Origin of the sequence: Empedobacter sp. UBA3475 (assembly GCF_002378465.1) — a bacterium.
Classification (GTDB): domain Bacteria; phylum Bacteroidota; class Bacteroidia; order Flavobacteriales; family Weeksellaceae; genus Empedobacter; species Empedobacter falsenii_B.
Map to the genome: position 1 here is coordinate 69,313 of NZ_DFRA01000046.1, position 14,791 is coordinate 84,103.

11 protein-coding genes are annotated in these 14,791 nt (G+C 34.4%); 6 read left to right on the forward strand and 5 right to left on the reverse strand.

The features are described from left to right. The first annotated feature begins 2 nt into the window (after positions 1-2). Together B3I31_RS10630 and thrC are read left to right on the forward strand one after the other, a co-directional pair. Complete coding sequence (locus tag B3I31_RS10630) at positions 3-986, forward strand: homoserine kinase (RefSeq protein ID WP_180905468.1); 984 nt, start codon at positions 3-5, stop codon at positions 984-986. Between the two features lie 2 nt (positions 987-988). Beyond that, positions 989-2,296 carry a threonine synthase gene (gene thrC / locus B3I31_RS10635; protein ID WP_291058633.1) on the forward strand — a complete coding sequence of 436 codons (1,308 nt, stop codon included), beginning with the start codon at positions 989-991 and terminating at the stop codon, positions 2,294-2,296. A gap of 73 nt (positions 2,297-2,369) precedes the next feature. Here the strand turns inward: thrC and ilvA are convergent, their stop codons facing one another. The 5 genes from ilvA to ilvD are packed head-to-tail and all read right to left on the reverse strand — an operon-like array spanning position 2,370 to position 9,195. Then, entirely contained in the window at positions 2,370-3,653 is a 1,284-nt protein-coding gene (ilvA, locus tag B3I31_RS10640) for a threonine ammonia-lyase IlvA (protein WP_221854717.1), read from the reverse strand. Between the two features lie 34 nt (positions 3,654-3,687). After that, entirely contained in the window at positions 3,688-5,169 is a 1,482-nt protein-coding gene (ilvC, locus tag B3I31_RS10645; RefSeq protein ID WP_291058635.1) for a ketol-acid reductoisomerase, read from the reverse strand. A 41-nt stretch (positions 5,170-5,210) separates the two neighbouring features. Continuing rightward, positions 5,211-5,804 (reverse strand): acetolactate synthase small subunit, encoded by a 594-nt coding sequence (gene ilvN / locus B3I31_RS10650; RefSeq protein ID WP_180905464.1) that lies wholly within the window; start codon positions 5,802-5,804, stop codon positions 5,211-5,213. A gap of 6 nt (positions 5,805-5,810) precedes the next feature. Then, entirely contained in the window at positions 5,811-7,571 is a 1,761-nt protein-coding gene (ilvB, locus tag B3I31_RS10655; RefSeq protein ID WP_291058637.1) for a biosynthetic-type acetolactate synthase large subunit, read from the reverse strand. Continuing rightward, on the reverse strand, positions 7,504-9,195 hold the full coding sequence (ilvD, locus tag B3I31_RS10660) for a dihydroxy-acid dehydratase (RefSeq protein ID WP_221854713.1): 1,692 nt from the start codon (positions 9,193-9,195) through the stop codon (positions 7,504-7,506). The genes ilvB and ilvD overlap by 68 nt, the downstream gene beginning before the upstream one ends. Before the next feature lie 482 nt (positions 9,196-9,677). On the opposite strand from ilvD, the gene mfd reads away from it, so the two are divergent. From mfd to B3I31_RS10680, 4 genes are all read left to right on the forward strand, one after another. Further along, positions 9,678-13,046 carry a transcription-repair coupling factor gene (gene mfd, locus B3I31_RS10665; RefSeq protein ID WP_286494974.1) on the forward strand — a complete coding sequence of 1,123 codons (3,369 nt, stop codon included), beginning with the start codon at positions 9,678-9,680 and terminating at the stop codon, positions 13,044-13,046. Positions 13,047-13,273: 227 nt separating this feature from the next. Continuing rightward, complete coding sequence (locus tag B3I31_RS10670; protein WP_115002285.1) at positions 13,274-13,639, forward strand: NADH-quinone oxidoreductase subunit A; 366 nt, start codon at positions 13,274-13,276, stop codon at positions 13,637-13,639. A gap of 29 nt (positions 13,640-13,668) precedes the next feature. Beyond that, complete coding sequence (locus B3I31_RS10675) at positions 13,669-14,241, forward strand: NADH-quinone oxidoreductase subunit B (RefSeq protein WP_038333376.1); 573 nt, start codon at positions 13,669-13,671, stop codon at positions 14,239-14,241. A 9-nt stretch (positions 14,242-14,250) separates the two neighbouring features. Next, the gene (locus B3I31_RS10680; RefSeq protein WP_038333373.1) at positions 14,251-14,790 is read left to right on the forward strand and encodes an NADH-quinone oxidoreductase subunit C; all 540 of its coding nucleotides are present in this window, start codon (positions 14,251-14,253) and stop codon (positions 14,788-14,790) included. Position 14,791: the final 1 nt, after the last annotated feature.

A 14,791-nucleotide genomic window follows, 5' to 3' on the forward strand; every position in this document is an offset into this window, starting at 1 on the left:
AGATGAATCAAATAATCGAAAATAAATATAAGCTTGATCAAGCGAAGTTTTTAGATAAAGTACATGTTTTTGCTCCTGCAACAGTTGCCAATATGATCTGTGGATATGATATTTTGGGCTTTGCGGTGGATTATCCAGGTGATGAGGTAATCATGAAAAAGACAGAAAAGTTAGGAATCGAAATTCTGACAATTACAGGTGACGAGGGTAAATTGCCTTTGGATGCGATGAAAAATACAGTTTCTCATTCGGCATGGAAATTATTTTGTGATTTAGGTCTACAAGATTCTTTTGGATTATCGATAGAATTACACAAAAAAATGCCAATTGGAAGTGGTTTAGGTTCAAGCGCGGCGAGCACAGTTTCTGGACTTTTTGCATTGAATGAATTATTAGGAAAACCACTTTCTAAAAATGAGCTTTTGCCTTATTGTATGGAAGGCGAACGATTGGCTTGTGGCGCTGCTCATGCGGATAATGTTGCGCCATCGTTGTTTGGAGGAATTACGTTGATTCCTTCTTATGAGCCGATTTTGGTGCGTTCTTTACCTGTTCCTGAAAATTTATATGTCACACTGATTTACTCAAAAGTAGAAGTGCCAACAAAGGATGCGCGCAAATTAATTAAAGATAAAGTGCAATTGAGTAAAGCAATAAAGCAATGGGGAAATATTGCAAGTTTGGTTGCAGCGCTTTATGAGAATGATTACGAAGAGATTGGTCGTTCGATGCAAGATGATATTATCGAACCAAATCGTTCTTTATTGATTCCATATTTTAATGAAATGAAAAGTATTTCGCTCGAAAATAATGCATTAACATTCGGTATTTCTGGTTCTGGACCAACAGTTATGGCGTTATCTAAAAGTAAATTGGGTGCAGAAAATATCGAACAAAAACTAAATGATTTTTTGACGATAAAAGAAATTGAACATTTATCATTTGTTTCTAAAATCAATCAACAAGGACCTTACATAAAACACTAAAAATGAAATTATATAGTACAAATAATCATAAGAACAGAGTTGATTTTAAACAAGCGGTTTTCCAATCTTTGCCAGAAGATAAAGGATTGTATATGCCTTTGTCGTTGGAAAAATTAGATGAAAATTGGTTGAATTCTATTGAAAATTATTCATTTCAAGAGATTGCGAAAAAGGTGACAAATCACTTATTAAAAGATGATTTTTCTGAAGAAATGATTAATAATTTGATTGATGAGGTAATTAATTTTCCTGCGCCTTTGGTATTTTTAGAAGATGATTTAGCTGTTTTGGAATTGTTTCACGGACCTTCTTTTGCATTCAAGGATTTTGGAGCGAGATTTATGAGTCGCGTGATGGCACATTATTCGAAAAAAGATAATCAACTGTTAGATGTTTTGGTCGCAACTTCTGGCGATACAGGAGGAGCTGTAGCACTCGGTTTTCTGGGAGTAGAAGGGACGAGAGTAACGATTTTGTATCCCAAAGGAAAAGTGTCGCCGATACAAGAATTGCAATTAACAGCGAACGGAAAAAATATTCGTGCCATAGAAATTGACGGAACTTTTGATGATTGTCAAGCCTTGGTAAAGCAAGCATTTTTAGACAAAGATTTAATGAAGAATCTAAACTTAACCTCAGCAAATTCGATTAATATTGCTCGCTTAATCCCGCAATCTTTCTATTATTTTGAAGCATTTGCTCGAGCAAAAAGAAAAGGTTTTGAGAATGTTTCTTTTGTTGTTCCGAGTGGAAATTTCGGAAATATTACGGCTGGTATTTTAGCTTCAAAATTAGGATTGGAAGTTGAACAATTTGTTGCGGCGACAAATGCGAATGACACTGTTCCATCATTTCTAGAAACCGAAAATTATCAACCAAAACCTTCTGTACAAACGTTATCGAATGCAATGGATGTCGGAAATCCGAGTAATTGGGTTCGCGTGATGGAATTTTTTGAGCAAGATATGGAGCAATTAAAATCAAAAATGGTTTCAAAAGCTTTTTCAGATATTGAAACGACAAATGCAATTGTTAAAATTAATCAAGAATATGATTACATTGCTTGTCCGCATACGTCGATTGCGTGGTTGGCAGCGAAGGAATACCAAGCGAAAAAGCAAGATGAAAAAGAGTTAGTGGTATTTTTATCGACAGCGCATCCGTGTAAATTTCCTGAAGTTTTTCCGAAAGAAATACGAGATAAAATTGTCTATCCAAAAGAAGTCGAAGAATTGAAATCGAAACAATCGAATAAAGTTAAAATGAACAATAATTTTGATGAGTTAAAAAATTGGTTGTTGAATAATTAATAAATTAAAAAGCAAAGTTTCTAACTAAATAGAAGCTTTGCTTTTTTTGAATAGTATATTAATGATGGAAAAATTATCCAATCATTAACGAAAAGAGTGTGTTGTCTGTGTTAAGATATTGATAGTCGAAATGATGATTTTCTAATCTAAAAATTAAACCATCTAAATCTTCTTTTTTGTCTAATTCAATGCCAACTACTGCTGGACCTGTTTCTTTGTTATTTTTTTGCGTGTATTGGAAATAGGTGATGTCATCATTTTCACCCAAAACTTCGTTCACTAATTCTTTTAAAGCGCCAGCACGTTGAGGAAAATTGATAATGAAATAATGTTTCAAACCTTCATATTGCAAACTTCTTTCTTTTATTTCTTCCATTCGCGTAATGTCGTTGTTGCTTCCACTAAGCACGCAAACCACATTTTTTCCTTTGATTTCTTCCTTGAAAAAATCTAAAGCCGAAACACTCAAAGCGCCTGCTGGTTCTACAACAATTGCGTCTTCATTGTACAAACGCAAAATGCTCGAACAAACTTTTCCTTCTGGAACAGCACAAGTTGTTTCTAAACCTTCTGCACAGATTTTGTAGGTTTTTTCACCTGCTTTTTTTACAGCTGCGCCATCTACAAAAGGGTCAATCTTCGCTAATGCAACAGATTGTTTTTGTTTGATAGCTTCTGCCATACTTGCTGCGCCACTCGGTTCTACGCCAATAATTTTGGTGTTTGGACTAAGTGTTTTCATCACAGAAATAACGCCAGATGCTAAACCTCCACCGCCAATTGGCACGAAAATATAATCGATTGGTTGATTGCATTGATTCAAAATTTCTAAAGCAACAGTTCCTTGTCCTGCGATTACTTTTTCGTCATCAAAAGGATGAATAAATGTAATATTTCCTTCTTGGGATAATTGATGTGCAAAAGCCGATGCATCATCAAATGTATCACCATGTAAAATGATTTCGATTTGATCTTTCCCAAACCATTTTACTTGTTTTATTTTTTGTTGAGGTGTCGTCGTTGGCATCACAATTTTACCTTTGATATTTAATTGTTGACACGAATACGCCACACCTTGTGCGTGATTTCCTGCACTTGCGCAGATTACACCATTATTTTTTTCTTGTTCTGATAACTGAACGATTTTATTATAAGCACCACGTAATTTGTATGAACGGACGACTTGTAAATCTTCTCGTTTTAGATAGACATTCGCATCAAATTGACGACTTAAATTTTCATTGAAATCGAAAGGAGTGTTTTTGGCAACTCCTTTCAAATTCATTTGTGCTAAGTTTACTTCGTCAAGCGAAACGCCTAAGGTCTCAGTTTTCTCACTTCTAAGTCCCTTTGTCATAATTCACTATTTTCTTAGTTATTTTAATATTTGATTATGCCGTTTTTATGGTTTTCATAGCAGTCATTGCTTTACGAAGTTTTTTTCCCACAGTTTCGACAGGATGATTACGTAAAACATCATTTATGTGTACCAATGTCGCATTGTCAACAGCATTGTCTTTTCCTTCGTTGTAATTTTTTCCGACAACGTCTACGTTTACTTTTGTCATAAAATCTTTTAACAAAGGTTTACAAGCCTGATCGAAAAGATAACAACCATATTCTGCTGTATCAGAAATTACACGATTCATTTCGAATAATTTTTTACGAGCAATTGTATTTGCAATCAATGGTGTTTCGTGTAATGATTCGTAGTAAGCTGATTCAGGTTTAATACCTGCTTCCACCATAGTTTCGAAAGCTAATTCAACTCCAGCACGAACAAAAGCAACCATTAAAGTGTAATGATCAAAATATTCTTGTTCAGTAATATTTGCATCTCCAGCGGGTGTTTTTTCAAAAGCAGTTTCTTCAGTTTCAGCTCTCCACTTTAATAAATTTTTATCATCATTTGCCCAATCTTCCATCATTGTTTTACTAAACTCACCAGAAATAATGTCGTCTTGATGTTTTTGGAATAATGGACGCATAATGTCTTTTAATTCTTCTGATAATTCAAAAGCTTTTACTTTGGCAGGATTACTTAATCTATCCATCATACCACTAACTCCACCATGTTTTAAGGCTTCGGTAATTACTTCCACACCATATTGAACCAATTTTGAAGCATAACCAGCATCAATTCCGTTTTCAATCATTTTTTCGAAAGAAAGAATAGAGCCTGTTTGTAAAAGACCACATAAAATGGTTTGCTCTCCCATCAAATCTGATTTTACTTCCGCAACAAATGATGATTTTAAAACTCCCGCTCTGTGACCACCAGTCGCTGCACAATATGCTTTTGCTTGGTCAAGTCCTTTTCCTTTAGGATCATTTTCTGGGTGAACGGCAATTAATGTAGGAACTCCAAATCCTCTTAAATATTCTGCTCGAACTTCTGAACCAGGACATTTTGGTGCAACCATGATTACCGTAATATCTTTACGAATTTGCACTCCTTCTTCTACGATATTGAATCCATGAGAATATAAAAGTGTAGCGCCTTCTTTTATAAGAGGTTGAATAGTATTAACTACTTGCGTGTGTTGTTTGTCTGGCGTTAAATTTGCCACAACATCAGCATTTGGGATTAATTCTTCGAAAGTACCAACTGTAAAATTATGACTTGTTGCATTTTTCCAAGAATCTCTTTGTTGTTCAATGGCTTCTTTGCGTAAGGCATACGAAACGTCTAAACCACTGTCGCGTAGATTTAATCCTTGGTTTAATCCTTGCGCACCGCAACCTACAATCACAATTTTTTTACCTTTTAATGCGTCTGTACCTTTTGCGAATTCTGAGTTATTTAGAAATTCTGCTTGTCCTAGTTGATATAATTGATCTCTCAATGATAGAGAATTAAAGTAATTAGTCATTTTTGTGTTTTTTAATGAATTATTTGTTGAATTGTTTGTCTTTACATTGTGAAAACTGAGGTTCCTTCGTTTAGGAATTCATTTTCGATTACTTCTTTTGATGGTTCGTCTTTCTCGAATTGTAATAATTTTTCATGAAAACCAGCACTCGCTTTGATAATCGCTATTCTGGCTCCTCTAACAAATTCTATTAAGCCATATTTCGTTAATTCTTGTGTTAGATTATCAATTTCTTCACGATGACCAGCTGTTTCAAAAACCGTATAATCATTGCGAATCACAACTGTATTTGCACCATATTGACGCAATAAACGTTCTACGTATGCCTTTTCTGCAATAATATTCGTTGGCACTTTGTATAAAGCTTGTTCTTGCCAGATTAATTCATCATTATTATTGAAATAAGCTTTAAGAACATCGATTTGTTTTTCAATTTGCATGCAAAGTTTTCGAACGACTTCTTCCGATTCTTCAATAACAATTGTAAATCTGTGTACATTTTCTATTTCTGATGGAGAAGTGCTTAAACTTTCAATATTAATTTTTCGTCGAGTAAAAATTCCTGCAACTCTTCCTAAAATTCCTATGGAATTTTCTGTATATAACGTAATTGTATATTCTTGTTTTGAGTCCATAATAATTTATTTTAATCTAATTTCAGAAACACTTGTGCCTTGTTCTACCATAGGAAATACATTATTTTCTTTTCCTACCATAACCTCTAAAAGATAAGAGCCATTGTGTTCTAACATTTCTTTTAAAGCATTTTTCAATTCATTTCTTGCCTCTATTTTTTGACCTTCTATTTGGTATGCTTTTGCAAGTGCAACAAAATCTGGACTTGTAATATCTACGAAAGAATAGCGTTTGTCGTTGAATAATTCTTGCCATTGACGTACCATTCCAAGGAAGCTATTGTTTAGAATTAACATTTTTACTTTAGCTCCGAATTGCATAATCGTTCCCATTTCTTGTAACGTCATTTGGAAACCACCATCTCCACAAACCATGACAATGTCTTTTTCTGGTGCTCCGTACCATGCTCCAATTGCAGCAGGTAATCCAAAGCCCATTGTTCCTAATCCGCCCGATGTAACCAAAAGTTTAGAGTCTTTGAATTTAGCATAACGACAAGCAGACATTTGATGTTGCCCAACGTCTGTCACAATTACTGCTTCTCCGTTTGTTAACTCATTTAATGTATTAATAACCTCAGCCATAGACATCACATCAGTTGTTGGATGGAATTCTTTCTCAATAACTTCTGTGCGTTCTTCTTTTTCGAGATCTCTAAATTCTTTTAACCATTCTGAGTGGTCATTAGGATCAATCAAATTTGTTAATAATGGAAGCGTTTTCTTGCAATCACCCCAAACAGGAACAGCAACTTTTACATTTTTACCAATTTCTGCTGGATCAATATCGAGATGAATCACTTTCGCTTGTTTTGCATATTTGTCTAAACGTCCGGTTACGCGGTCATCAAACCTCATCCCAATAGCAATTAATATATCGCAATCATTTGTTTTGACATTCGGAGAATAATTTCCATGCATTCCTAATAAACCAACATATTGTGGATGATCTGTATCTAAAGAACTTAACCCCATTAAAGTTGTTGCTACAGGAATTCCAGATTTTTCTAAGAAATCTTTTAACTCTTGTTCTGCTTTTCCAAGCAGTATTCCTTGACCAATAATCGCAAATGGTTTTTTAGCTTGATTAATAAGTTCAGCAGCAGCTTTTACATATTCAGTTCTTATTTCTGGTTCTGGTCTATAACTGCGAACATGAGTGCATTTCTCATATTTTTTCTTTTCAACAAGCTGTATTTGAGCATTTTTTGTAATGTCAATCAACACAGGTCCTGGTCTTCCAGAGCGTGAGATATGAAAAGCTTTTGCTAAAACATCATTGATTTCTTCCGCATCAGTAATTTGATAATTCCATTTCGTGATGGGATTAGTAATGTTGATAACATCAGTTTCTTGAAAAGCATCCGTTCCTAAAAGAGAAGCGAAAACTTGTCCTGTGATACATACAATAGGATTGCTATCAATCATGGCATCTGCAATTCCAGTGACTAAATTCGTTGCGCCTGGACCACTCGTGGCAAAAGCTACACCTACTTTTCCTGAAGTTCTTGCATAACCTTGCGCAGCGTGAATGCCTCCTTGTTCATGACGAACTAAAATGTGTTCTAATTTATCTTTGTAATCATACAAAGCATCATATATAGGCATAATTGCGCCACCAGGATAGCCAAAGACTGTTGTAACTCCTTCGGACAATAAAGCGTTAATAATCGCTTGTGAACCTGAAATTTGAGTTGGTTTATTGGTCAGTAAGACATCCTTCTGAAGCGTTTCCGACTTGCTTTGCGTATTTGTATAAGACTCCATTTTTTACTTTTAATGCGGGTTGTTTCCAGTTATTTTTTCGATTTTCTAATGTTTTTTCATCAATCAAAAGGTTTAATTCATTTTTGTTGATGTCAATTTCGATGAGATCATTATTCTCGACTAATGCGATTGGACCTCCTTCAAAAGCTTCTGGTGTTATGTGACCGACGACAAATCCGTGCGTTCCGCCACTAAATCGTCCGTCTGTAATCAAAGCGACTTTATCTCCTAATCCAGCTCCAATAATGGCAGATGTTGGTTTCAACATTTCTGGCATTCCAGGACCACCTTTCGGACCTTCGTTTCGGATGACGATAACGCTTCCAGCTTTGATTTGTAAATCTTCGATTGCTTTTAAAACTTCAACTTCGCTATTAAAAACTTGTGCTTTTCCTTTAAAATAAAAACCTTCTTTTCCAGATATTTTAGATACCGATCCGCCAGGAGCAAGGTTTCCGTAAAGCATTTGTAAGTGTCCAGTTTCTTTTATGGGATTAGATAATGGACGAATAATATTTTGTTTAGAGAAATCTAAATCAGGAACCGATGCTAAATTTTCGGCTAATGTTTTTCCAGTAACCGTTAAACAACTTCCATCGATTAAATCTTCTTGTAACATATACTTTAAAACAGCAGGAACTCCACCAACTTTACTCAAATGTTCCATCAAGTATTTTCCACTAGGTTTTAAGTCTGCTATTACTGATGTTTTATCGTTAATTGCTTGTATATCGTCTAATGATAATTTGATATTCATAGTCGCTGCAATTGCTAATAAGTGCAAAACAGCATTTGTGCTTCCGCCTAAAACAACAATTGTTTTGATTGCATTTTCTAAAGAATTCTTCGTGATGATATCACTTGGTTTAATATCTTTTTCTAATAAAATTCTTAGATAATGTGCCGCAGTTGTACATTCGTTTTTCTTTTCTTGACTAAGAGCAGGGTAAGACGAAGAATAAGGTAAACTCATTCCCATTGCTTCAATCGCCGCTGCCATTGTGTTTGCTGTATACATTCCGCCACAAGCACCTGGACCAGGACAAGCATTCTGAATGATTCCACAAAAATCTTTGTCATCAAGATTTCCGTTTAATTTTTTTCCTAATGCTTCGAAAGCAGAAACAATGTTTAATTCCTCTTCTTTGTAATGTCCCGGAGCAATTGTTCCACCATAAATCATGATCGAAGGACGGTTTAAACGTCCCATTGCCATAATCGATCCTGGCATGTTTTTATCACAACCAGGAATAGTAATTACGCCATCGTAAAAGTGTCCTGCACAAACAGTTTCGATAGAATCTGCAATGATTTCTCTACTTACTAAAGAGTAGCGCATTCCTGAAGTTCCGTTGGTAATTCCATCGCTAATTCCGATAGTGTTGAACTTCAATCCGATTAGGTTTTCGGCTTTCATTCCATCTTGTACCAACTGTGCAAATTGATTTAGGTGCATATTGCAAGTATTTCCATCGTACCCCATGCTTGCAATTCCGATTAATGGTTTTTTAAGGTCTTCGTTTGTTAAGCCAATCCCATGTAACATCGCTTGTGACGCGGGTAAAGTGTCATCTTGCGTAACGGTTCGACTATGTTTGTTTAGTGCTTTGTTGTTGTTTTTCATCACTATTTATTTGACATTGTTTGTATTAAAAACATAAAAAAAAGCCACCCTGAATAAAGGTGGCTCATAAAAAATCGTTCAAAAAATTTGTCATAAAACCACCTTTCCTAATCGTAAGACCAAGACTAAAATAATAATGATAATAATGACGAAATTGTTTTGCATAATATTGTTTAATTAATTTTTCTCCATAAAAAAAGCCACCTCGTTAAGAAGTGGCTTTAATTGTTATTTTGTACGTACACAACTAATTACCACTCCCTGGGATAAGAATGACTAAAATAATCAAGTTGATAATGTTGTGAACTAATTTCATTTTCTTTTTTTGATAAGCCAAAGCTAGGATTAATTTTTTTAACTTAGCTCAACTTTTTTTATAAATTTTCCGAAAAATTTTCATTAATTGAAAATTCGCATTTTAACATTGCTTTTTTTAAAGATTGTTTAAAAATAAGTTTATAAAATTTTATATTTGCAAAACTTTGGAACAGAAAACTATTCACAACGTTTTTAGCTTATACGATTCTTCAGATTTCGTACAGAAGCTTATTGTCAATTTTAAAAATAATCCACAGCATAAAGTCAATATCAAAGGTTTTTTAGGTTCAGGATTGAGCATTATAACTGGTCATTTATATGATCGTGTTGCGCGTCCTACGATTCTAATTTTTGATGATAAAGAAGAAGCGGCTTATGTGTTAAATGATTTGGAAACTTTGTTTGATAAAGAACAAATTCTATTTTTTCCGTCTTCTTATAAGCGTCCTTACGAAATTGAGGAAGTAAATAATGCAAATGTTGTTATTAGAACAGAGGTTTTAAATGTATTATCGCATTCGAAACGCCCAAAAATTGTGGTGACATATGCGGAAGCCTTGTCTGAAAAAGTAGTGACAAAAAAAGCGCTTTCTACGAATACACTTAAAGTGAAGGTTGGAAATGATTTAGGAATTGATTTCTTAACGGAGGTTTTATCTTCTTATAATTTTCATCGTGTTGATTTTGTTTCTGAACCGGGAGAATTCTCGATTCGTGGTGGAATTATAGATGTTTTTTCGTTTTCGAATGAGCATCCTTATCGAATTTCGTTGTTTGGTGATGAGGTGGAAACCATCAGAACGTTTGATATCGAGAATCAATTGTCCATTGCAACGACAAAAGAAATTACGATTATTCCAAATCTTGAGAGTAAATCGATTAACGAAAAACGAGAAAGTTTCTTAGAATATATTTCGAAAGATAGTTTAGTTATCGCGAAAAATATTTCTGTTTTAGCGAAACAAATCACCAAGAATTTTGAACAAGCGGAAGTTGCTTTTTCAGAATTGAAAGGAGAAATTAAACAAGCAGAACCGAATCATTTATTTTTGAATGAGAATGCATTTCTTCAACAAATTTCATCTTATGGAGTTATTGAATGTTCCATGAAATCTTATTTTGAAACAGTTGAAGAAATAGAATCACCATTCAAACCTCAACCAAGTTTTAATAAGCAATTCGAGTTATTAATTGATGATTTGAATGAGCATAAAGCCGAAGGTTTCAAAAATGCACTGATTTGTTCCAATGAAAATCAAATCAAACGTTTCGAAGAAATTTTTGATGATATCGGAAAAGAAGTTTCATATATTCCCGTTTTGGGATCTATTTATCAAGGTTTTATTGACGAAGAAATCAAATTAACGTGTTATACAGATCACCAGATTTTTGGTCGATATCATAAATTCAATCTTCGAAATTCATTTTCCAAAAAAGAAGCGATTACGCTAAAGGAAATCAATTCGTTGCAAGTTGGAGATTTTGTGACGCATATAGATTATGGGATCGGAAAATTTGCAGGTTTGGTACGATTGAATAATAATGGCGTAACGCAAGAATCAATCAAATTGATTTATCAAAATAATGATATTCTGTATGTTAATATTCATTCGTTGCATAAAATTGCAAAGTTTAGAGGAAAAGATGGCGCTGAGCCAAAAATTTCAAAACTTGGATCTCCAGCTTGGAAAAATTTAAAGAATAAAACCAAAGCTAAAGTAAAAGAAATTGCTTTCGATTTGATTAAATTATATGCGAAACGCCGTGCCAGAAAAGGTTTTGCGTATTCGCCTGATACGTATTTGCAAAATGAGTTGGAAGCATCTTTTATTTATGAAGATACGCCCGATCAGTACAAAGCGACGCAAGATGTAAAAACGGATATGGAATCTGAACGCCCAATGGATCGTTTGGTTTGTGGAGATGTTGGTTTCGGGAAAACAGAGGTTGCGATTCGTGCGGCGATGAAAGCAGCTGTTGATGGAAAACAAGTTGCTGTTTTAGTGCCAACAACGATTTTAGCTTTTCAACATTTCAAGACATTTTCAGAGCGTTTACGAGATTTGCCTGTGAAAGTTGCTTATCTCAATCGATTTGTAACAGGAGCAAAGAAAAAAGCTGTTTTAGATGGTTTAAAATCTGGTCAAGTTGATATTGTGATAGGAACGCATCAATTGGTTAATCCAAAAATTGAATACAAAGATTTGGGATTATTAATTGTGGATGAGGAACACAAATTTGGTGTTGGTGTAAAAGATAAATTGAAAACACTTCGCGAAAATATTGATACATTAACCTTGACTGCGACGCCAATTCCGCGTACACTTCAATTCTCGTTGATGGCTGCGCGTGATTTATCGGTTATCAAAACTCCTCCACCAAATAGACAACCTGTCGATACGCAATTGGTTGGTTTTAATGAAGAGATTTTCCGTGATGCGATTATGTATGAAATGCAACGTGGTGGACAAGTTTATATCATTCACAATCGTGTGCAATCGTTAAAAGATATTGCTGGAATGGTACAACGATTAGTTCCTGATGCGAGTGTGGCGATTGGTCATGGACAAATGGATGGGAAAGAATTAGAAGCCGTTTTACTCGATTTTATTGATGGTCGATATGATGTTTTTGTGTCAACAACTATTATCGAATCTGGTTTAGATGTTCCGAATGCGAATACGATTTTAATTAATGATGCGCAGAATTTCGGTTTGGCAGATTTGCATCAAATGCGTGGACGTGTTGGTCGTAGTAACCGCAAAGCGTTTTGTTATTTGGTTGCGCCACCACTTTCGGTTTTAACGGACGAAGCGCGTAAACGTTTGCAAGCAATTGAGCAGTTTTCTGATTTAGGATCAGGATTCAATATTGCGATGAAAGATTTAGAAATTCGTGGAGCTGGAAATCTTTTAGGTGCTGAACAAACAGGATTTATGATGGATATTGGATTCGAAACGTATCAAAAAATCTTGAATGAAGCGATAGAAGAATTGAAAGAAACGGATTTCAAAGATTTGTTCGAAGATCAAAAATCGGAAGAAGTAAAATCGTATGTGTCGGATGTGCAAATTGATTCGGATTTACAAATTATGTTCCCAGACGAATACATTGAAAGTTCGGAAGAGCGTTTATTGCTGTACAAAGAATTAGCTGATGTCGAAACTGAAACATATTTACAAACGTTTAAAAATAATTTGATTGACCGCTTTGGAAAATTACCAATTGAAGCCGAAAATTTATTGGAATCAATTCAACTGAAATGGATCAGTAAAAAATTAGGTTTCGAACGTTTGGTGATGAAAAATGGTGTTTTATTGGCTTATTTTATTAATAAACCACAAAGCGAATTTTATCAGTCAGATGAATTTAGATTAATTTTAAATTACGTTCAAAATAACCCTAAAAACATCAGTTTTAAGGAAAAATCACCCAAAAAAGGAGAAGAGTACCCAACATTGTTAGTACGATTTGAACATATTAAAACTGTGAATGAAGCACTACAAGGTCTACAAAATTTATTAATTCATTAACTTTTTTAAGTTTTAATTAGTAATCTAATAAAATACATAGGGAGAATTGACCAAGTTGTTAGTTCTCCTTTTTTTATTCAATTATCAAACTTCCGATATAAATAAATAATATATAATTTATCATATAAAGAACTACAACTTACTGAAAACTAATTCACATAAATAATATGATATTTTATTATTATTTTTATCGATAAAATATTAGTTGGAAAAATAGTAAAGTAGTTATGGAAACAGCATCAAGTTATATTCCTATTCTCATTCTTTTTGTGATTGCTTTTGCGTTTGTAGCGGGTACTATCGTTGCGACGCATTTTCTTGGGCCATCGAGAAAGACAGACGAAAAATTAGAGAATTTCGAGTCTGGGATTGAGAAAGTTGGAAATGCAAGACAGCCATTTGCAATTAAATACTTCTTAGTAGCCATTTTATTCGTGTTATTCGACGTAGAGGTAATCTTCTTTTACCCATATGCAGCGAATTTTAAAGAGTTAGGTTGGGAAGGTTTTGCAGCAGTTGTAACATTCGTTGGATTATTCTTTGTGATGTACTTGTATGTACGCAAAAAAGGAGCTCTTAATTGGGAAAAATAGAGCGATTAAAATTCTAAAATAATAGTATAATGATTCATAATAAAAGACCAGTAACACACAATACCAATGTGAAGATTGTAGAGTCTCCAGGAGGTTTTGAAGGTGAAGGTTTTATGGCGATGCAACTATCAAAAGTAGTTGGATTAGCGCGTAAAAACTCTATTTGGCCTTTACCATTTGCGACAAGTTGTTGCGGAATCGAGTTTATGGCGACTATGGGTTCGACATACGATTTGGCACGTTTTGGATCTGAGCGTTTGGCTTTTACGCCTCGTCAGTGCGATTTGTTGATGGTAATGGGTACAATTTCTAAAAAAATGGCACCAGTTCTGAAGCAAGTTTACATCCAAATGGCAGAACCTCGTTGGGTGATTGCTGTTGGCGCTTGTGCAAGTTCGGGAGGAATTTTTGATACATATTCGGTCTTACAAGGAATTGATGAAGTAATTCCAGTAGACGTATATGTGCCAGGTTGTCCGCCTCGTCCAGAAGCAATTATCGATGGTGTAATGCGTATTCAGGAGTTGGTAGAGAGCGAAAGTGTTCGTCGCAGAAGTAGCGAAGAATATCAACAACTTTTAGCAAGTTATGGAATTAAATAAGTTGAAATAATGGACAATTCATTTATAAAAGACCGTTTGGTTCAGAAGTTTCAAGAAAATATATACGGATACGAAGAGCATTTCGGTGTATTGACTTTATACGCTAACAAAGATTTCAATCTAAAGATTTTACAATATTTATATGATGATGAGCAATTATCTTTCAAATTTTTGAAGGATTTAACTGCTATTCATTATCCTAATAATGTTGGAGAAGAATTGGTTGTAACCTATTTAGTTTATAATCTATATGAAGGAGTTGAGGTTCGATTAAAATTTGCTTTACCAATCGAAAAACCTTCGATTTTTACCGCAACTAAATTATTCGAAACAGCTAACTGGTTAGAGCGCGAGGCGTATGATTTCTATGGAGTTGATTTTGTAGGACATCCAAATTTAATTCGTGTCATGAATGTTCCAGAAATGGATTATCATCCGTTACGCAAAGAGTTCCCATTAGAGGATCAAACACGTAAAGACAAAGACGACGATATGTTTGGTCGTGGTGGAGATTTTAATTACGGAGGTTTTAATGTAAAAGCAAATTAAC

Excerpts from the sequence above, each read along its gene's own strand:
- B3I31_RS10630 (WP_180905468.1), top strand. The coding sequence starts at position 3 with ATGAATCAAATAATCGAAAATAAATATAAGCTTGATCAAGCGAAGTTT.
- thrC (WP_291058633.1), top strand. The coding sequence starts at position 989 with ATGAAATTATATAGTACAAATAATCATAAGAACAGAGTTGATTTTAAA.
- ilvA (WP_221854717.1), bottom strand. The coding sequence starts at position 3,653 with ATGACAAAGGGACTTAGAAGTGAGAAAACTGAGACCTTAGGCGTTTCG.
- ilvC (WP_291058635.1), bottom strand. The coding sequence starts at position 5,169 with ATGACTAATTACTTTAATTCTCTATCATTGAGAGATCAATTATATCAA.
- ilvN (WP_180905464.1), bottom strand. The coding sequence starts at position 5,804 with ATGGACTCAAAACAAGAATATACAATTACGTTATATACAGAAAATTCC.
- ilvB (WP_291058637.1), bottom strand. The coding sequence starts at position 7,571 with ATGGAGTCTTATACAAATACGCAAAGCAAGTCGGAAACGCTTCAGAAG.
- ilvD (WP_221854713.1), bottom strand. The coding sequence starts at position 9,195 with ATGAAAAACAACAACAAAGCACTAAACAAACATAGTCGAACCGTTACG.
- B3I31_RS10670 (WP_115002285.1), top strand. The coding sequence starts at position 13,274 with ATGGAAACAGCATCAAGTTATATTCCTATTCTCATTCTTTTTGTGATT.
- B3I31_RS10675 (WP_038333376.1), top strand. The coding sequence starts at position 13,669 with ATGATTCATAATAAAAGACCAGTAACACACAATACCAATGTGAAGATT.
- B3I31_RS10680 (WP_038333373.1), top strand. The coding sequence starts at position 14,251 with ATGGACAATTCATTTATAAAAGACCGTTTGGTTCAGAAGTTTCAAGAA.